This is a genomic window from Gloeobacter kilaueensis JS1 (genome assembly GCF_000484535.1).
In the GTDB taxonomy this organism is placed as follows: domain Bacteria; phylum Cyanobacteriota; class Cyanobacteriia; order Gloeobacterales; family Gloeobacteraceae; genus Gloeobacter; species Gloeobacter kilaueensis.
This window is the reverse complement of record NC_022600.1, coordinates 4,665,060-4,683,928: the sequence shown is the minus strand read 5'-3', so window position 1 is coordinate 4,683,928 and position 18,869 is coordinate 4,665,060. Positions and strand designations below refer to the sequence as shown.

The 18,869-nt window shown below is 59.3% G+C and carries 21 protein-coding genes; 8 read left to right on the top strand and 13 right to left on the bottom strand.

Features of this window, described 5'->3' with window-relative positions; all coding sequences use genetic code 11:
- The 6 genes from GKIL_RS24340 to GKIL_RS21775 all read right to left on the bottom strand — a co-directional run bounded on the left by GKIL_RS24340 (position 1) and on the right by GKIL_RS21775 (position 4,765).
- Positions 1-1,254 (bottom strand): Vgb family protein, encoded by a 1,254-nt coding sequence (locus tag GKIL_RS24340; protein WP_081705343.1) that lies wholly within the window; start codon positions 1,252-1,254, stop codon positions 1-3.
- 3 nt (positions 1,255-1,257) lie between these two features.
- A complete protein-coding gene (locus tag GKIL_RS21795; RefSeq protein WP_023176099.1) occupies positions 1,258-1,887 on the bottom strand; it encodes a hypothetical protein in 630 nt (209 codons plus the stop codon).
- A gap of 3 nt (positions 1,888-1,890) precedes the next feature.
- Positions 1,891-2,322 (bottom strand): hypothetical protein, encoded by a 432-nt coding sequence (locus GKIL_RS21790; RefSeq protein WP_023176098.1) that lies wholly within the window; start codon positions 2,320-2,322, stop codon positions 1,891-1,893.
- A gap of 21 nt (positions 2,323-2,343) precedes the next feature.
- Positions 2,344-2,916 carry a hypothetical protein gene (locus tag GKIL_RS21785; RefSeq protein ID WP_023176097.1) on the bottom strand — a complete coding sequence of 191 codons (573 nt, stop codon included), beginning with the start codon at positions 2,914-2,916 and terminating at the stop codon, positions 2,344-2,346.
- 100 nt (positions 2,917-3,016) lie between these two features.
- Entirely contained in the window at positions 3,017-3,415 is a 399-nt protein-coding gene (locus tag GKIL_RS21780) for a response regulator (RefSeq protein ID WP_023176096.1), read from the bottom strand.
- 171 nt (positions 3,416-3,586) lie between these two features.
- Entirely contained in the window at positions 3,587-4,765 is a 1,179-nt protein-coding gene (locus GKIL_RS21775; protein WP_023176095.1) for a sigma-70 family RNA polymerase sigma factor, read from the bottom strand.
- 164 nt (positions 4,766-4,929) lie between these two features.
- Between GKIL_RS21775 and GKIL_RS21770 the strand changes: the two genes are divergently transcribed.
- Positions 4,930-5,571, top strand: coding sequence for a response regulator (locus GKIL_RS21770; protein ID WP_023176094.1), 642 nt, complete (start codon positions 4,930-4,932; stop codon positions 5,569-5,571).
- Here GKIL_RS21770 and secF read toward each other — a convergent pair whose 3' ends face one another.
- From secF to rapZ, 5 genes are read right to left on the bottom strand one after another with little or no spacing between them, the layout of a single operon-like run.
- Entirely contained in the window at positions 5,572-6,486 is a 915-nt protein-coding gene (secF, locus tag GKIL_RS21765) for a protein translocase subunit SecF (RefSeq protein WP_023176093.1), read from the bottom strand.
- On the bottom strand, positions 6,486-7,748 hold the full coding sequence (gene secD / locus GKIL_RS21760; protein WP_023176092.1) for a protein translocase subunit SecD: 1,263 nt from the start codon (positions 7,746-7,748) through the stop codon (positions 6,486-6,488). Before secD ends, secF begins: the two co-directional genes overlap by 1 nt.
- 36 nt (positions 7,749-7,784) lie before the next feature.
- Positions 7,785-8,231, bottom strand: coding sequence for an SRPBCC family protein (locus GKIL_RS23145; protein ID WP_023176090.1), 447 nt, complete (start codon positions 8,229-8,231; stop codon positions 7,785-7,787).
- On the bottom strand, positions 8,232-9,521 hold the full coding sequence (locus tag GKIL_RS21750) for a gluconeogenesis factor YvcK family protein (RefSeq protein WP_041245176.1): 1,290 nt from the start codon (positions 9,519-9,521) through the stop codon (positions 8,232-8,234).
- A gap of 59 nt (positions 9,522-9,580) precedes the next feature.
- Positions 9,581-10,474 (bottom strand): RNase adapter RapZ, encoded by an 894-nt coding sequence (gene rapZ / locus GKIL_RS21745; RefSeq protein ID WP_023176087.1) that lies wholly within the window; start codon positions 10,472-10,474, stop codon positions 9,581-9,583.
- A 277-nt stretch (positions 10,475-10,751) separates the two neighbouring features.
- On the opposite strand from rapZ, the gene GKIL_RS21740 reads away from it, so the two are divergent.
- The 3 genes from GKIL_RS21740 (at position 10,752) to GKIL_RS21730 (ending at position 13,621) form a co-directional block, all read left to right on the top strand.
- The gene (locus GKIL_RS21740) at positions 10,752-11,480 is read left to right on the top strand and encodes a response regulator transcription factor (RefSeq protein WP_023176086.1); all 729 of its coding nucleotides are present in this window, start codon (positions 10,752-10,754) and stop codon (positions 11,478-11,480) included.
- A gap of 145 nt (positions 11,481-11,625) precedes the next feature.
- Positions 11,626-12,636, top strand: a complete 1,011-nt coding sequence (locus tag GKIL_RS21735) for a sensor histidine kinase (RefSeq protein WP_023176085.1) — start codon at positions 11,626-11,628, stop codon at positions 12,634-12,636.
- Entirely contained in the window at positions 12,629-13,621 is a 993-nt protein-coding gene (locus GKIL_RS21730) for a response regulator (RefSeq protein WP_023176084.1), read from the top strand. The genes GKIL_RS21735 and GKIL_RS21730 overlap by 8 nt, the downstream gene beginning before the upstream one ends.
- Here GKIL_RS21730 and GKIL_RS21725 read toward each other — a convergent pair.
- The gene (locus GKIL_RS21725; protein WP_023176083.1) at positions 13,618-14,505 is read right to left on the bottom strand and encodes an MBL fold metallo-hydrolase; all 888 of its coding nucleotides are present in this window, start codon (positions 14,503-14,505) and stop codon (positions 13,618-13,620) included. The two genes, GKIL_RS21730 and GKIL_RS21725, sit on opposite strands and share 4 nt — an antisense overlap.
- Positions 14,506-14,587: 82 nt before the next feature.
- Here GKIL_RS21725 and GKIL_RS21720 point away from each other — a divergent pair, with 82 nt between their 5' ends.
- The 4 genes from GKIL_RS21720 to GKIL_RS21705 all read left to right on the top strand — a co-directional run bounded on the left by GKIL_RS21720 (position 14,588) and on the right by GKIL_RS21705 (position 18,460).
- Positions 14,588-15,037, top strand: a complete 450-nt coding sequence (locus GKIL_RS21720; RefSeq protein ID WP_023176082.1) for a universal stress protein — start codon at positions 14,588-14,590, stop codon at positions 15,035-15,037.
- A 165-nt stretch (positions 15,038-15,202) separates the two neighbouring features.
- Entirely contained in the window at positions 15,203-15,865 is a 663-nt protein-coding gene (locus tag GKIL_RS21715; RefSeq protein ID WP_023176081.1) for a Uma2 family endonuclease, read from the top strand.
- 27 nt (positions 15,866-15,892) lie between these two features.
- Positions 15,893-16,555, top strand: coding sequence for an HAD family hydrolase (locus tag GKIL_RS21710; protein ID WP_023176080.1), 663 nt, complete (start codon positions 15,893-15,895; stop codon positions 16,553-16,555).
- Positions 16,556-16,624: 69 nt separating this feature from the next.
- Complete coding sequence (locus GKIL_RS21705) at positions 16,625-18,460, top strand: DUF885 domain-containing protein (protein WP_023176079.1); 1,836 nt, start codon at positions 16,625-16,627, stop codon at positions 18,458-18,460.
- A 28-nt stretch (positions 18,461-18,488) separates the two neighbouring features.
- Here GKIL_RS21705 and GKIL_RS21700 read toward each other — a convergent pair whose 3' ends face one another.
- Positions 18,489-18,830 carry an NIPSNAP family protein gene (locus GKIL_RS21700; RefSeq protein WP_023176078.1) on the bottom strand — a complete coding sequence of 114 codons (342 nt, stop codon included), beginning with the start codon at positions 18,828-18,830 and terminating at the stop codon, positions 18,489-18,491.
- Positions 18,831-18,869: the final 39 nt, after the last annotated feature.

Below are 18,869 nucleotides of genomic sequence, written 5' to 3'. Positions count from 1 at the left end.
CTATTTGCTGGAGCCTACCTGCCTGCGCCGTCGAGCCTTGATCGCCAACAGACCCAGAACACCAAACCCAAAAGCCGATCCACCAATCACCGGCTCAGGCACTAATGACGGGGCGAACAAGATGCCTGTCGGATTAGTTAAGTTTCCGTCCTGCTGTGTAACGAACTGGCCCTCGAATGCACCAGTGATACCATCAAATTTCAGGATACTACTGTTTCTAGTATCAGTAACATAAAGATTGCCGTCTGGACCGAAGGCAAGATCTGTCAAAGTAGTGTTTTGAAGAGTACTAGTTGCAAAAATTGATTTGAACGCTCCAGTTGCGCCATCATAACGCAAGATTGTGCTCGCTGAGCCAACAACAAATAGATCATTGTTAAGGCTCGAACCTCCAAAAGCTAAACCTCCTGGACTTGTAAGTTCACTGCTGGAGGCAAAGGTATCAAAGACATTTGTGGAAGGATTGTAGCGAAGGACGCTATTGGACGTAAGATCACTCACGTAAAGAGAGTTATTAGCAAATGCAACTTGTAGAGGCTGAAAGCCTTTTGGGCCGTTAGTTAGAGTATTTATTAAATCGCCTGTAGTCGGGTTAATTTCCCGTATATTGCCAAAAACTCCATTACTGGCATTTCCAATATCTGACACAAATAGGTTTCCATTGTATGGGGAGAAGGTGACGCCAATTGGTTGATTAAGTTCTAAGCCATTCGCCGGGCCAGTTAGTACGCGCACAAAGACTCCAGCTTGATCATATTCCAAAACATTTGAGGAGAAACCGTCAATTATAAAAAAGTGATTGTCTGGACCTCCGTAAGTAAGGTCTGGACTAGAGAAAATAGACGTACCGAAATTGCCCAAGAAGGTACCAGTACTAGCATTATATTGCTTAACATCTCCATCTCCACCAACATACAAGCTAGTTGGTGAACTTACTTGAATGGTCAATGCTTGATCGGGGGATGAAAAAGCTTGTGGGGATTGGATAGCATTTTGTAGTAGTGATGGTGAGAGTCGAGAGGCCGCTGCCATTAATTCTTTGTTGCTAGCCTCTAAATCAGAAATGCTGAATCCAGAAGCTGGGGCGAGTTGCAAGCTAGATACGACGACACAAGATAGGCCCAAAAACAGTAAGCCACTTACTCGCATCTGAATCAACTCCTTTAGACGGTTTAGCGATGTAGTACTGAAGAAGTATACATCATCACGTACAATAAGGTAAGAGCCAATCAGAAAAGTTTCTGATAGCAGCACCGGCTAATCTTCTCGAGTGCCTCCATTAACTGCCTGCCATTCCGGCTCTCCATCAAAGCGTACATAAAGCTCAAGACCGAGATTTGGTAGCCTCAGGATCTGTGCATCGGCTACCCTCTGCCATATAATTTGTTCAGTGCTTTGAATGCCCTCTTGCCCTCCACCTAAGCACGAGACAAGCTGACCGTCTTTACGGTACTGGTACCGCGTTAGCTTCAATGTTTGATTTCGCTTGTCAAACTCAAGGTTTGTTAGTCTGTCTTGCAAACAAATACCGCTAGTCCGTTGAAGACCTACAAGCTGTGGATATAAAATAGTAAATACCGAATTACCATCATGAACCCAGCGCCAAATAGCTGTATCGTAGTTTGTATATGACTGGAAAGTGTCGTAAGTGGGCCCATTTGATATGCGAGGAGTAACCATCTTACTAAAAACCATCCCATCCAATGCAGGGGCGAGGACATTTTCCAGTTGCTTGTGTTGTTCGCGGGCGGCGCGGTATTCACTCAGGCGGTGGGATTCTTGCCAGAAGATATTGTAGAGGCTAATGGCACCGATCAAGATGCCGGGCATCAGGGCCAGGCCGACAACGGTCTCGGTGGTGGTGACTCCTCGTCTGTTGCGGCGCATCGGTCAGTTGCTCCTCTGGATGTCGATGTAGCGCACCTGGGTGGCGATGCGGGTGATCGGGTCGAAGGCGGCGGTGGCAACCTGGGTGTTGTTGGTGGCAAAGTTGGGGGTGATCTGGGGGTTGGTGGTGAGCGGGCGGGCAGTGGCCCGGATGCGGATGATCGGGTAGGTCTGGCCGACGATTGTTTCGGGTTCAGTGAATAGATAGACGCTCAGCCCTGCTTCCGGAAAGTCCTGCTGCATCTGCCTTGAACCGCCCTCGTTGTTGATGTCGGCGATGGCGTACTGGATGGCGGCGTAGAGGGTTTCTCGCTCGATCTGGTGGGCGGCGGCCTGCTGGTCCTCGCGCACGATGCTGATGTTGTGGGCGTTGTTGGTGAGCATCAGCGGAATGGCTCCGAGCAGTAGAAGAAGAGAGATTGCCAGCGATACCATCGTCGGGTAGGTTTCCTGTCGTTATTGGCACTGTTCGGGGCTTGCCGGAATCTGACTGATGGCAACAGGGGGCGGGTTGCCGTCGCTGATCGCGGGACCGGTGAGTTTGTAGCGAAGAAGTTGGGTCACCTCTGGCAGGCGGCGGTCGTAGGGTTCGTTGAGAATGACGCCGCCGGTCTGGCCGTCGCCGCTGGTAATCACCTGGGCAGGTGTTTGCCGGGTGATCTGGGCGGCAAGCGCCTCAGATTGGGAAGGGGGAAGGTTGTTGTGCAGTCCAGCCACAGCTGGATCGAGGCAGCCCTCGAAGCTGACGGTGGCAGTCTGGGCGCTACCTTCGGCCAGAGGATAGGTGCCCGCCAGACTGGAGGCGCGAAAGCTGGGGTTGGCCCAATTGGCGGCGGCCTGGTGGCTCGCCAGGCGGTTGAAGTGGGCGACAAAGCCTGAGAAAGTGTAGCGGGATGCCGATTGCAGAGGCATCAGGCGAGTCTGGACGACCAGCGGCGTGAAGGCAAAGATCGCCGCCAGGACCGAGAGGGCGACCAGCAGGCCGACCAAGGACTCTCCCCGCACGTTGCGCATACCAGAGATTGCCATTTGCCCAACACTGGAAGCTGTTCCCTATTCAAGGCCAGTTTGGGGAAATTCGCAAGTGCTCTGTTTATCTGTTTTAGTCAGAGGCAGAAAGTAGAAGTTCTTACTGCGCCTGCGGTGCGTCCCCGTCCGTCCGGGCCAGCCAACTCGCCGTCACCTGTTCGATCTCAGCGATATCGATGGGTTTGCTCATGTAATCGTCGCAACCGGCAAGGAGCGCTTTTTCGCGGTCCCCCTGCATGGCGTGGGCGGTCAGAGCAATGATCGGGATCGGACGGGTAGAATCTTGTGATTTGAGGACGCGAGTCGCCTTCCAGCCATCGACGACCGGCAGCGAAAGATCCATCAAGATGAGATCGGGTAGCTGGCTGGTTGCCAGCTCGATTGCTTCGGCACCATTTTGGGCGACAGTGACCGCGTAACCGTTGCTCTCGAGGATGCTCTGGATGAGAAGCAGGTTGTCGGCAACATCCTCAGCCACCAGGATGCGCTTTTGAGTCATGGTCAAGGTTCGAGGTTCCTTCTTATCGTAGATCGAAAGCCAGAATGCAACTTCGCAAATCTTAGTAACGTTCAGGTGGCGAGGGCGAACCGGAACGGCTGTTGCCGCCCGGAGGCTGGGAGCAGCGCTACCTGTAAGTTACAGATTTTAGTGTGTTCCTGCATCTTCGGGCTATTCTGCCTGGGGTGGGCCATAGGACTGTTCCAACCACTCTTCGATCAACTCGTCCATCTCCTCCAGTACCTGCTCAGAAAGCGGAGCCTCCAGATGCTGCCGGCACCACTGGCCCACCGTCGTCACAAGCCGGATGCGGAGGCGCTGCAGGCGACGGCAGACGGCGTCCTGGCGCATCTGAAACTGTCCGGCCAGTTGCTGCTGGGTCCAGTCCTCGCCGTAGTACAACTTCAACAGTTCCTGGTCTCGGGCTTCAAATTGGGCGATAGCTGTCGCGAGGATCTGCCGCAGCAGCCGGCACAGCAACCGGCGGCGGCGCTCGTCTTCGTCTAAGACCAGTCCCTCCCAGAGCGAGGGCACGCGGTTTTGGGGCAACTGCTCCATCCAGTCGTCCATCTGGGGGTCCGAAGAAAACTCGCTGCTCGCCTGAAAGGTCGGGAAGAGGTACATGCGCACCGCATTGGCGCACTCGATGAGCCATTGGCGCAACTGCTCCGGACTGCTCGCCTGCCCTGCTACCCTGGGCATCCGGCGGCAGTATTCCTTCCAGAGGCGCTGCCACAGTTGCGGGTTGGGCTCGTGAAGCCGGGATTTGGTGGAACTCGGAATATAGAGGTCTTTGAAACAGAGCCAGGCAGTCAGCCGGTGTTCGATTTGATCGGGGTTGTAACCCGTGTGGACAAGTACTTCTTTAATCCGCCTCTGGCTCACCTTGCGCAGGAGCGACCAGGGCGAACAGATGTTGAACTCGCGCTGCTGACGCATCGCCTCGACGATGTTATTTGAAAATACTACATTTGCAAAATTCTTGAAGCTGGCACCGCAGGAATGGTAGCCTTCCAGAATGCGCTCGATCCGAGCCATTGCAATTTGAAAGTAGTCCTCCAGGCCATAGCGCGTATTGCCGAAGCGGCTATGATAGCGCCTCGCCACCTGCAAGCACCCCTCCTGCAAGTAGGCGCTCAGGTGGCCCAGAGCTAGCTGTCTCGCTACCGATGGCTGGGTGCGCCAGGCATCCAGCCAGTAGTTTATCCAGAACGCCTCTTTTTGTTGCCCGAGCTTTTCGATGCTGATGAGCATACTGCGGCGCAAGCGGGGATCACAGATCCAGCGCGTGGATGCACCGTCGAACCTCAGGAAAGTCGAGAAGACATCGACAGGATCGCTGCGTGTCAAGGGGGGAACTCACTTTGAAAACAGTATCGCCAGCCTGGATCTCCAACGTTAGAGCCTGTAGCCATAGGATGCAAGGGTTTTTCACATTGAACCGGACGGTTAATGCATCTGCATCGTCAGGCGGAGTCCTCTGCGCTTCAGGCCCGGCAGGCTAGGATGAACGGATGAACACCCCACCGGTGGATCGAGCGATTCGGATTTTGCTCGCCGACGATCACCCTGTCGTCCGCCAGGGATTGGCGGCGGTGATCAGTCGCCAGCCCGGTATGGCGGTGGTGGGTGAAGCCAGCAATGGCCACGAGGCGATCGCCCTTTTTCGGCGGTATCTGCCGGCGGTGACGCTGATGGATCTGCGAATGCCGGATATGGACGGCGTCGAGGCGCTGGTTGCCATCCGCACCGAGTTTCCCGATTCGCGGATTATCGTTCTCACGACCTTCGACACCGACGAGGACGTGTATCGGGGATTGCGGGCGGGGGCAATGGCCTACCTGCTCAAGGACGCCCCGACCGAGGAGCTGATCGAGGCGATCCGGGCCGTCCACGCCGGTCAAAAGCGCATCCCCCAGCAGATCGCCGCCAGACTCACCAGCCGTCTCAATAATCCCGAACTGACTGCCCGCGAATTGGAGGTGCTCAGGTTGGTCGTCCAGGGCAAGAGCAATCGCCAGATCGCCGTCAGCCTCTTCATCGGCGAGGGCACCGTGCGTGCCCACATGAACAATATTCTTTCTAAGATGGGCGCTCAGGACCGTACCCAGGCGGCGATGCTTGCCATCCGCCGGGGACTGGTGCGGCTGGAGTAGTTATTTTTGGGCCTTTGCTGTCACTGGGGCGGTCGTTTTGCGCTCGCGCCACCAGATAAGCAGGGCGCTGGCGTTGAAGATGCTCGAATAGGTGCCGGAAAGAAAGCCGACGATGAGCGCCAGGGCAAAAAGGCGGATCGTCTCGCCGCCGAAGATGGCGAGGGGCAACAGCACCAGTTGGGCGGTGACGGTGGTGTTGATCGAGCGCACGAGGGTCTGGTTGACCGAATCATCGACGATATCCGGGAAGGTCTTCTTGCGGCTCTGGAACTTGAGATTCTCGCGGATACGGTCATAGACCACGACCGTATCTTGAACGGAGAAGCCCACGACAGTGAGCAGGGCAACGACAAAGAGCGTATCGACCTCGACGCCAAAGAGCAGTCCGAGAATCGAGAAGATGCCCAGAAGCACCAGGACATCGTGGAACAGGGCGATCGAGGCGCAGATGGCGTAGTCGAATTGAAAGCGAAAAGCCAGGTAGGCGAGGATGCCGACAAGGGAGAGGCCCAGGGCCAGCAGGCCGTTGGTGAGCAATTCCTGGCCGATCGTGGGCCCCACCGTCTCGATGCGCTCGATCTCGAATTTGCCTAGGCTCGCGCGCAATTGTTCTTGAAGTTTGGTGCGCTCGTCGGTCGAGAGCGAGCGGGTGCGGATGGCGATATTTTGATCGCCAATTTGCTGGATGTTGGTGATGCCCAGTTGCTTTTCGACGACCGGACGTACCGCCTCGATTGCGGGCGCTTTGGGGCTGAAGCGCAACTGGACGAGGGTACCGCCGGTAAAGTCAAGCCCGAGCCGCAGCGGCGCACCGAGGGTAATCCAGGAGATTACCATCGCGATGAGGCCGGCTACGATCAAGGCAGCGGAGAGGGCAAAGTAGAGATTTTTGGTCTTCGAGATCTTCAGTTCCATCAGCGCACCGCCTTGGCCGGAACGCCCGTGACACCAAAGAGCGCGGGTTTGCGCAGGTTAGAAAAATTGAGCATCGTGAGCAAGAAGGTGCGCGAGACGGTGATCGCCGTAAACAGGTTGACCAGAAGGCCAATCGCCAGGGTGAGGGCAAAACCCTTGACCAGGCCCGTTCCCAGAAAAAAGAGCACTGCGCAGGTGATGAGCGAAGTGACGTGGGCATCGAGGATGCTCGAAAAGGCGCGCTGGAAACCTGCTTCGACGGAGGTAAAAAGCTGCTTGCCCGAGCGCAGCTCTTCTTTGGTGCGCTCGAAGATGAGCACGTTCGCATCGACCGCCATGCCCACCGAGAGGATAAAACCGGCGATGCCCGGCAGGGTGAGGGTGACCGGGACCAGCTTGAAGATGGCGAAGGTCGTCAGCCCATAGATGACGAGGGCGACATCGGCCACCAATCCCGGCAGCCGGTAAAACGCGATCATAAACAGGAGTACCAGAATCGTCCCGGCGATGCCGGTGTAGAGGCTCTGGCGCACCGAGTCCGCTCCCAGGGTGGCGCTTACGGTCCGGTTTTCGATCACCTCGACCGGCACCGGCAGGGCACCGGCTTTGAGCTTGATGCCCAACTCGCTCGCTTCCTGGGCGCTGAAGCGGCCTGTGATCACTGCCTTGCCGCCGGTGATGCCGCGATCGACAAATTCGACGCCGACCGTGGGGGTGCTGATGGGCTTGTTGTCCAGAAAAATACCCAACCGGCGGCCCGTACCGGCCAGCTCGCGGGTGATCCGGGCAAATTTATCGCCCCCCGGCCCGGTAAATTCGATCCCCACCTCCCAGCCCTGGCCGCCCTGGAGCGCCTGGGGAAAGGCATTGGTCAGATCCGTGCCGCCCAGGTCGGTTTTTTCAAATTTGCCCCCTGGGACTTCCTTGCGAAATTCGAGCTGGGCCGTGTCGCCCAGCAGGCGCTCCGCCTGGGCCGGATCTTTGACCCCCGGCAACTGGACAAGAACTTGATCGCTGCCTTTAAGCTGCACGAGCGCCTCGGAGACGCCGAGGCCGTTGACGCGCTGCTCGACGACGGCGGCCACCCCCTTCATCACTTCAGGGGTGACCTGTTTGACTTTTTCAGAAGGCTTTGCCTGCAGCGTCAGCTGGCTGCCCCCCTGCAGGTCGAGGCCGAGGATCGTCGGCTTGGTGGCGATGATCAAGATCGAGCCCACGATCACCACCGCGACGAGAAGCAATAACCAGGTTCTTTGACGCATAGCCGGGCGCAACAGTAACGCCACTTATCCTAGCGCTCAGGTGATCCTGCCGCCCAGCACCTCGCCCATTCGGCCCACCCGCCACTCCAGTACCAGAGCCAGAGCCGGCTTGACAATCAGGCCATCGATGAGCGGATTGTACTCGAAGCTGATGCCGTCTACGAACAGGGTGCGCTCGTCGTCGAGGGCGCTGAACTGGTGGGTGTGTTCCCAAAAGCGAAACGGGCCCCTCGCCTGCCGATCGACAAAGCGAAAAGGCGGCTCCCAGCGGACGATCTCGACCTGCCAGTCGATGGGCGGCAAGGGCGGCGGCAGATCGATCTGGACGGTGAACTGGTCGGGGCCGTCGATCGTACCCGGTCCTACCACTCGCAGCGGCGGGTAGGAGGGCCAGACTTGCGCCAACAGCTGCGGGTCGGTGTGGGCCTGCCAGACAGCGGCGAGGGGACGGGCGACAACACCGCTCGCTTCGACGTATTCCATCTAAGAAGCTCGATCTTGGGGATTTTGCTGGAGGCTGCGGGTGTACCAGCGCAGGAGGGCGCGCGCCAGCCGCCGCGAGGAGTGGCGGATGGTCGTACCGGCATCGTTCTCATCCATCACGTTCGCCATCACCAGCTGCAGCCCCATCAGCGTCAGATTGTCGCGGTCGATCGCCACCGGATAAGATGCCTGCTGCTCGTAGCGGCGGAGGCTTTCGAGGTTGCGGGTGGGCGGGTCGCGGTGAACGAGCACCGCCTCAAAAAAAGGCCCGCCCGCCGCCCCTTCGAGGGCGCGCACGTGGTCGCTTACGGCGTAACCGTCGGTCTCACCGGGCTGGGTCATGACGTTGCAGATATAGATCTTGCGCGCCTTGCTCACCCGGAGCGCCTGAACGATCTCTGGTACGAGCAGGTTGGGGGCGATGCTGGTGTAGAGCGAGCCAGGACCGATGATCACAAGGTCCGCATCGACGATCGCCTCGACCACCTGCGGCAGGGCGCGGGGTACCGCCGGGCTGCAGCCGATGCGCACGATCTGCCCTCCGGCGTGGGAGATGTTCGACTCGCCCTCGATATGGCGGCCATCGTCGAGGTCGGCCCAGAGGGTCATATCGTCGAGGGTGGCAGGCAGAACCCGGCCCCGGATGGCGAGCACTTTGGAGCTTGCCTCTACGCCCTTTTCGAGGTCGCCCGTGATCTCAGCCATGACCGTGAGAAACAGGTTGCCGAAGGAATGCCCCGCCAGCCCCTCGCCGGTCTTGAAGCGGTACTGAAAGAGTTCGGTGAGCAGTTTTTCTTCGTCCGCCAGAGCAGCGAGGCAGTTGCGCAGGTCACCGGGGGGCAGTACGCCAAATTGCTGGCGCAATCGGCCACTGGAGCCGCCGTCGTCGGCGACGGTGACGACGGCTGTGATGTTGGCGCTGTAGCGCTTGAGGCCGCGCAGCAACGTCGAAAGACCGGTACCGCCCCCGATAGCGACGATTTTGGGTCCACGGCTGAGGCGGCGATGCCGGAAGAGCCGCTCGACAAGGTCGTCTTCGCCCTCGGGCACCAGCACTTCGGTGATCGAACCCAGGGTGAAGCGCAGGCCCAGAACGACGAAGCCGATACCGGCCACCAGCACCAGCGGACCACTGATGTCGTTGGGAAGGATTTCGGCCAGCCCCCGCACCAGTCCCCAGAGCACCTTGCTGCTGTAGAAGATAGGTCTGAGGTCCACCCAGATCGCAAGCCCCAGGCTGGTGCAGACCGTACCGAGCACGATCAAGGCGAGCCAGCGCTTGACCCGCATCCCCGGATAGAGCCACTTGCCGAACTGGGTGGTGAGCTTGCGCAGGCGCAGGGCGCTGATCACAGGCTCACCTCCTGCAGCCGGTTGGCGACAAGATCGCGGTGGACTGTGCGGCAGGCGGTGCCCTCGGCTGCCAACTCCTGAGCGAGGCGCTCGACGAAGGCAACCGAGCGGTGCTGACCACCGGTGCAACCTACAGCGATCAAAAGCTGGCTGCGCCGATCGCCCCGGTACTGCTGCAGTAAAAAGCGCAAAAATTCGAGCAGCGATCGGTAGGTCTGCTGGGCCTGTTCGGAGGCGAAGACGTAGCTTGCCACCGCACTGTCGAGGCCGCTTAAGGGCCGGAGAGCGCTCTCGTAGTACGGATTGGGCAAAAAGCGAATATCGAGGGCAACCTGGGCGTCGGCGGGCAGGCCGCGCTTGAAGCCAAAGCTCATCAGCGTCACCGGCAGCTCGGGCGCTTCGCCGTTGACGAGCGCGACGATGCGCGTGCGCAGCTGGGCCGGGCTCAGCGCACTGGTGTCGATCACTTCGTCCGCCCAGTCGCGCACCGATTCTAGGGCGCGGCGTTCGTGGCGGATAGCCGCAAGCAACCCCTCGCCGTTGAACCAGGGATGGGGGCGGCGCGAGAGGGCGTAGCGCCCCAGCAGCACCTCCTCCGAGCAATCAACAAACAGGTGCAGCGCCTGACGGGAGGCAGTGCGCAGGGCAAGCCGCGTTGCAATGAGCGCCGCTTGAACGTCCTGGCCCGGCAGCGTTGCCAGGCAGAGCGCCAGACGGGGATTGAGCGGCGCATAGTTCTGCACAAAAGCGGGCACCAGTTCCGGCAGGACGTGGTTGAGACACAAAAATCCAAGATCTTCGAGGATACGTGCCGCTTCGGAACGGCCCGCTCCCGAAAGCGAGGTCAAAACAACAGTATCGGCGGCGGAAGATGCTTGAAAGCCCGTCATAGTTGCACTTTCACTCGACAGCTATTGTACGGTATCGGGCCTGTTCTCCTTTAGGGGAGGGAAGCGCGAAGGCGGGAGAACCAGTGCTGCTGCAACTCGCACTTTAAGCTGAAAGATGCTCAGCAAGAGGTTTATAGCCTGTCCAAGCCACACCGCACAGCGGTCGTAGTAAGAAAAATGAGTGAACACCCCGCTTTTAGCAGATCTATGATAGATATAATAAAAGGTGGTTAACTTTAGTTAAAAAACATTTCGCTTGAAAAAACAAGGATTACAAATGCCGCGCGTGCTTGTGATTGACGACGATCCTGCCATTCTCGAGTTGATCGCATTCAACTTGCAGATGTCCGGCTACGAGGTGGTGGAGGCTCCGGACGGCATCAAGGGCCAGGCGCTGGCGCTGCAGCTGTTGCCCGATCTGATCGTGCTCGATCTGATGCTTCCTCAGGTGGACGGTCTGACGATCTGCCAGCGCTTGCGCCGCGACGAGCGCACCTCCGAGATTCCGGTGCTGATGCTGACGGCTCTGGGCCAGGTCAAGGACAAGGTGAGCGGGTTCAACGCCGGAGCGGACGACTACCTGACCAAGCCCTTTGAGCTGGAGGAGCTGCTTGCCCGCGTGCGGGCGCTGTTGCGGCGCACCGACCGGATGCCCCAGGCGGCCCGGCACACCGAGATTCTCTCGAAGGGGCCGATTACGCTGATCCCGGAGCGCTTCGAGTGCGTCTGGTTTGGCCGGACGATCAAGCTCACCCACCTCGAATTCGAGCTATTGCACTGCCTCTTGCAGCGCCACGGCCAGACCGTCTCCCCCAGCGAGATCCTCAAAGAAGTCTGGGGCTACGATCCAGACGACGACATCGAGACGATCCGCGTTCACATCCGCCACCTGCGCACCAAGCTCGAACCGGAACCCCGCCATCCCCGCTTTATCAAGACCGTCTACGGAGCGGGCTACTGCCTTGAGATCTCGGCAGACCAGACGATGGCTGAACCCGCCGAATAGGGCAGTCCGATTTTGCCTTGCTTATAGGTGACATCCGATACACTGATGAGGGGGCGAAGCGCTTTCTGACTCGGTAGAGCAGGAAGTCTTCAGTATTTTTTTCGCACGCTCGGGCAAAATACTGTGTTACTCAATTAAAGACTAGATGCTGGCTGAACACGAAATTCTGAACTGTTTGCCTTTTGGGCTGGTGGTGACCGACCGTCGTGGAAAGATTCTGCTCTGGAACGAGGCTATGGCGAGCCTGACGGGTGTGCGCGCCCCCGAAGCGGAGGGCAGCTGGATTTACGACTGGTCCCCGGAATTGCCCCACAACGGGCACGGCAGCGTCTGCTGGCAGACAACCGCTCAGCAGCACCTCCACCTCAACGTGCTCACCGCCGAGAGTGCCCAGGGGCATAAAATCTGGACTTTTTTGCAGGAAGCCCATCAAGAACTCGATCAGGCCCAGGCCGACTTTGTTTCGACCGTCTCCCACGAGCTGCGCACGCCCCTCACCAGCATCAAAGGTTTTATCGATACGCTCTTGCGCTCGGGCTCCCAGCTGAGCGAGGCGCAGCACCGCCGGTTTTTGCGGATTATCAAAAATCAGGCCGACCGTCTGACCAGGCTGGTCGAGGACATCCTCACCGTCTCCAAAATCCAGTCCGGGCGGCTCAAGAATCTGCCCCAGCGCCTCGAACTCGCAGAAATTGTCGATCGGGTCGTTGAGAATCTCTCACAAAAATTCACCGGCAATCCGATGCTGACCGAGTTGCCCGCTGACCTGCCGCGCATCTGGGCCGATCAAGACCGGCTTGAGCAGATTCTCACCAACTTGATCGACAACGCCCTCAAATATTCTGAGGCCGGTTCGCCGGTGCAAATCAGTGCCCACGTCGATCCTGAAGATCCGAACGTCCTCTGGATTGCCGTGCGCGACCGGGGCATCGGTATTCCCGAGGGGCACCTCGATCAGATCTTCAACCGTTTTAGCCGCATCGACTCGCCCCTGACCCGCGAGCGGGAGGGCACCGGCCTCGGGCTCTACATCACCAAGTCCCTGGTCGAAAGCCTGGGCGGGTCGATCAGCGTCGAGAGCCAGTACGGCGTCGGCAGCGTCTTTACGATCAGCCTGCCCGCAGCCCACCCAGGCGAGGACCGCTTAGATGCTTGAGCGCCCTATCCAGCCGCCGCTCGACTTCGAGCGGATGGAAAGCGAGTTGCGCCATCGCTTTGGTAGCCACCGGGACCAGGACTGGGCACTGCTGTACATCGATCTTTCTAATTTTCGTCTTTACAATCAGATCTACGGGCGAGTGGCCGGTGAAAAGATGCTCTCCACCCTCCAGAGCACCCTCGATCGCTGCGTGACCGGCGGTGGCCTGCTCTATCGCCTGGGCGCACAAGAATTTCTGGCTCTCGTCGAGGGCCGCCGCGCCGAGGGGCTGGCCTGCGAGATCTGCCTGCAGTGGGAAAAGGCGTCGCTCGGTTTTTATACCCGTCAGGACCGCCAGCGCGGCTTTCTGGTGGGTACCGACCGCCACGGCATCGGTCGGCGCTGTCCGCTTGTCACCGTCAACATCGGTATCGTTCCGGCGGCTGGCCGCCGGGAGTGGTCGCTGGCGCAGCTATTTTCAAGCGCCCTGCAGACCAACCTCGATGCCCAGGCCAACCAGTCCTGCAGCTACTGCTTCGCCAACCCGGAGGCTCACCTGCAGGCTTCGTCCGTCGCAGATTCTCTCTCCCACCGCGTGCTGGTGGTCGAGCCCGACGCTGCCCTGGCCTATCTGTTGCAGACCACCCTTGAGATGCGCGGCTACGAGGTGGTCGTCACCAGTTCCGGCCAGGAAGCCTTCAAGCTGGCGGTCACCAATCCGCCCAGGGTGATCATCCTCGATCTATTTACCTCCGATCTACCGGCTGGACCCTTCTTGTGCCAGGAGTTGCGCCGCCAGCCGGAGCTGGAGAAGACATTCCTCATCGTCGCTGCCACCAACGCCGACCGCGAGGAGTCCCTCGCCGCCGGAGCGGATCTGTTCGTACCCAAGCCCTTTGAATTGAACGAACTATTGAGCTGGATCGACCGGCTCATCGAGGAGTCGGCCAAAGTCGCCGACTTGCCCACCGGCGATCCGGCCTTTCGGGGGTTCCGGCGCTAGGAGCGCACCAGGCTTTTAGCGCGCAGATCCGCGAGGCACAGGCGCATCTGCTCGGCCATCTGCTCGGCCTGGGCATGGTAGCGGCGACCGTGGCCCGGCAGCACCCACTCGAAGCGGTAGGGGAGGAGTTTTTCGACCGAGCGCACCAGTTCGCTGCGGGAGTACCAGCAGTAGTCCCAGAAGGCCACCAGCCGCTCACGCGCCGCCGACCAGGCAATGTGATCGCCTGTAAAGCAAAATTTCTGCCGGTACAGCAGCACCGTATGGCCTGGGGTGTGGCCGGGTACGGGCAAAATCACCACCTCCGGCGCAAAGGCAATTGCTGCGTCGCCCTCCAGGACGATCTCGACGGTGCGCGTGTCGGCGGCAATATCGGCTGTGTGCAGAATCCGCTCACAGCCAAAGTGCTCTCGAAAGCGCTGGTGCTCGGCCACGTCGTCGCGGTGGGTGAGATAGAGATAGCGCACGCCCCCCAGCTGCTCCAGGCGCTTGATCAGGGGTGGGGCGAAGCGGGGCGAATCGATCAAGATGTTGCCCTCGGGCCGGAGGATCAGATAGCTCGCCGCCCCGTAGGACGCCTCCGAGTGGTAGCCGCAGTAGAAGACGTTATCGGCGACGGGCAGCGGAAAAGTGGCCTGGACAGCCTGGATGTCCTGGGGAGGGTGAACCGTACCGATCGAAGCGGTCGGACAGGCAAGCAGCGCCTGCAGCGCCTGCTGCCGCTGCAATTCGCTGGTCGGTTGGTGATAGACCGCCGATTGATCGCCTGCTTCGCAAAAGACCTCCGGGGCCAGCCAGCGGCAGGTGTCGCAGTCGATGCAACTGCTATCGACGTAAAACTCGCCCTCGCTATTTTGAGCCCTGCGCCGCCCTAGTTTTGCCATGGCCGCCTAGCTCCCCCAAAACTCCAGGATAGCTGAACGGCACACCCGCTCTTAAGATAGAAAGCGACGACAGACACCACCTATGAAATTTCTCGTTGCGATCGACGGTTCTCCGGCCAGTGAACACGCCCTCGCCAGGGCGATCGATATTGCCCGTCCAAGCGGCGCTTCGCTGCTACTGCTGACGGTGGCCGAAGTCGATAGCGGCGCGTTCTGGCCCGGTGTGCTTCCTACCGGCGAACCGGTCTATCAGGGACCGCCCCTCGTCGAACTGGAGGAGGTGGCGAGGGCGGTCGGTGAGGCTGCCCTCGAAAAGGCCCGCAAACTTTGCGAACAGGCAGAACTTGCCTGTGAGACCCGCCTCGAATTTGGTCATGCCCGCGAGACGATCTGCGAAGTTGCCGAAAAAGAAAAGCCGGACGTTCTGGTGATTGGCTCGCGCGGTCTGGGTGGAATGCAGCGGCTGATGCTCGGCAGCGTCAGCGACTACGTGCTCCACCACGCCCACTGCCCGGTGCTGGTCGTCCGCTAAATTTACAGCACTGCCTGGGGGATGGGATGGCAAACGATATTCTAAAAAAACAGCTCAACTCGTAGCCAGGTTTTGGAACTTTTTAAAGTGTTATTTGGCCCTGGCAAGATAAAGGAATGGAGAGCGGAGATCGATCAGTTATAGTTTTTTTGTTGGTCTTGAGACATGGTATTATCCCAAAATATTGCATACCGCAACGGCTTTAAGCAAACCCAGGCCATCTCTGTGAATGGTGTGGGTTGGAATGCCTACCGCAATATTATCTCAGAGCTGCCCGAAGGCCGCTCCGTGCGCGTAGATTATTACCGGGGAACATTGACTCTGATGAGTCCTTCGAGGAAACACGAAAAAGCAAATTCTCTGCTGACAAGATTAATTATCGCTATTTGCGATGAGCTAAAGTTAGATGTCGAAAGCCTCGGCTCGACCCTATGGCAGAGTCAGGCTGCCGATAGTGCCATCGAACCAGATAGCAGTTTTTATATTCAGAACGAGCAAGTGGTACGCGATAAAGAGACGTTGAATCTTGATAGCGATCCACCCCCGGATCTGGCTGTCGAAGTCGATATCACCAATCCCTCCCTCAGAAAACTGCCTATCTATGCGGCGCTCAAAATTCCCGAAGTCTGGATCTACGACGGCAGGGTACTGCGTATCTTTCACCTGCAGCAGGGGGCTTACGTTGAAGCGCAGACGAGCCTCGCTTTTGCGGCGATCCCGGTTCGGAGGTTGCCTGAATTTTTAGAACTGGGCCAGAGTGAAGGTATGAGCGCAGCGGTAGCGGCAACCCGCCGTTGGGTCCAGCAGCTTCTCGCAGGCGGAGCATGATTTTCTTGCATTGGATCTGGAGGCCCTATGCTCGCCGCCCTGCTGTTTGATCTGGACGGCACCCTGAGCGACACCGACCCGATTCACCTGCGCGCCTGGCAGGACATGCTCGCTCCCTTTGGCCTGTCAGTCGATGAAGAGTTCTACCGCACCCGCTTCAGCGGCAGGCGCAACCCGGAAATTATCCAGGATCTATTGCCCCAATTGCCAGACGAACAGAAAGCGGCCCTGGCGGAAGACAAGGAAGCCCACTTTCGCGAACTGGCCCGTGGTCTGCTGGTGCCGCTAGCGGGAGCGCTGGAGCTGATCGATTGGGCAAAGCGGCGGCAACTGGCCTGCGCGCTGGTGAGCAACGCTCCCCGCCCGAATGTCCACTTTATGCTCGAAGTATTGCAGTTGCAGACCGTCTTCGACGCGGTGGTTCTGGGGGACGACCTGCCCCATGGCAAGCCCGATCCCCTGCCCTACCGGGTCGCCCTCGAACAGTTGGGCGTCCACCCGCGCCAGGCGATCGCCTTCGAGGACTCGCCCTCCGGCGTGCGCTCGGCGGTGGGAGCGGCGATCCCGACGGTCGGAATCACTTCTACCCAGAGCGCCGAAAAGCTGCGGGAGCTGGGAGTGGTGCTGGCGGTGCCGGATTTTTGTGATCAGCAGCTGTGGGCACTGCTTGTGGCGGCAGCGTCCGGGTGAGGGCGAGCTTCCGCTTTTCAAAGGGCAGGGTTGGTGGAACAATCGATTAAGAAATTCGTAGTCAGAATCATGCCCAAGATCCGTGCTTCGGTTCGTCTTTTGAGTGGTCTGGTGGCGTTGAGCGTCGCTCTGCCGGTAGCTTTTCCTCTCCCCGGCTCTGGGGCTGAGACAACACCGCCGCCTGCCCAGAACGCTCCTACACCGGCCTGGGTACAGCGCAGCAACGAAGATGCCCGCGTCTTGCTCGCTGTGCTGGCGCGCTTCGATCCGGAAGAATCGGCGGCGTTTGGCGTCGAGGGCATCGACGAGCGGATCAGCGATCTCAGTTCCGGCGTGGACGAACAGCGGATCAAGGCGCGCACGGAAGCGGCAGGCACCCTCAAAAAACGGCTTGCCGCCGAGAAAGATCCCCAGGTCCGGCAGGATCTCGAAATTTCGATCCAGGCTGCCGAACGCCAGAATCGGGGCGATGCGCTGGAGAAAAAATACAACCTGCCCTACTTCAAACCGGCGCGACTGGCGTTTTTTGGGGTGCGCGGCCTGCTGACAGACCAGATTGCCCCCGAGCGCCGTCCGGCGGCCCTCGTGCGCCTCAGGCGCTACGCAGGACTGGAAGCGGGCTACACACCGATTACGGTTCAAGCCGAGAAGCGCATCCGCGAGAAGCTTGCTGTGCCCGGCCTGCGCTATCCCAGTAAAGCCGAGGTCGAGCGGGATCTGGCTACCGCCGATGCGCTGGTGGCAGGGATTGCGCCCCTTTTTGATCAGTACAAGATTACCGGCTACCAGGAAGCGCTCGCCCGCTTCAAGACGCAGCTTGCGGCCTATCAGGCGTTTATCCGCAAGGAGATCCTGCCCAAAGCCCGCAGCGATTTTCGCCTGCCTCCCGAACTCTACGCCTTCGCCCTTGAGCGGGTGGGCGTCGATATTCCGCCGGAGCAGCTGATAGAGCAGGCCCACACCGCCTTTGCCGCCATTCAAAAGCAGATGCAGATTCTCGCTCCCCAGGTGGCAAAGCAAAAGGGCTACACCGTCACCGACTACCGCGATGTGATCCGCGAACTCAAAAAAGACCAGCTCACCGACGACATCATCCTCGCCCACTACCAGCAGCGCTTGGCTCAGATCGAAGCGATCATCCGGCGCGAAAATCTACTCACCCTGCCGGATCGGCCAGGGATCATTCGCCTTGCCAGTGCCGCCGAGAGTGCCGACGCCCCGGCACCCTACGAGACTGGGCCGCGACTTATCGGCAACAAGGGCGAGCGGGGCGAATTTGTGCTGCCGCTAAGGGCAATCAGCGCCTCCGGCACCAGCCAGAAAGTCGATGATTTTTCCTTTGCGGCGGCCTCCTGGACCCTTACTGCCCACGAGGCGCGGCCCGGCCACGAATTGCAGTTCGACACGATGGTCGAAAAGGGCGTCTCGCTGCCCCGTGCCCTCTTTGCCTTTAACAGCACCAACGTCGAGGGCTGGGGACTCTACGCCGAGTCGATCATTTTGCCTTTTATGCCCCCGGATGGGCAACTCATCTCGCTCAGAGAACAGTTGAAGCGGGCGGCCCGCGCCTTTCTCGATCCGGAGCTACAGCTGGGCAGGATTACGCCCGAGCAGGCGCTGCGTGTCCTCACCGACGAAGTAGCGGTCTCACCCGCCCACGCCCGCCAGGAAGTCGAGCGCTACACCTTCCGCTCCCCTGGCCAGGCCACCGCCTACTTCTACGGCTATACCCAGCTCCTGGCGCTCCGCTCGGATCTGGAGCGCACCCAGGGAGTCAAATTCAGCCCCCAGCGCTTCCACGACTTCGTGCTCGCCCAGGGGCTGTTGCCGCCGAAGCTGCTGCGTCAGGCCGTCTACGAGCAACTGGTGAATACGCAGTCGATTGGCCAGTTGCCCGCTCGTTAGTTGCGCAGCCCCGGCGGCGGCGTTCGGACTACTTCTGCCAGCCGTCGGGGGGACCATCCACCTCGTTGGGTAACAGGGGACGCATAAAGGTCCGTTCGTACCGGATGACGCAGCCACTTTCGTCACGGATCTTGTCCGCCGCAATGAACTCCTTATCTTTACCGAAACGCGTGCGATATTGCTCATAGGCCGCTAAGCTCTCAAAGCTGAAGAGCGCAAGAGCTACATCGCTCGCGCCCTCGGACGGCAGAAAATAGCCGTGGTGCTGACCTTTATGCTTGTTAACGAGATAAATCCAAGCCCTGGAGAACCTTTCAAAATCGGCCAGCTTGTCTGGGTCGATCTTGTAATGGACGACGCAGGTAATCACGGCTTCCCTCCTCTGCGGATGACGTTGGGGTACAGATAG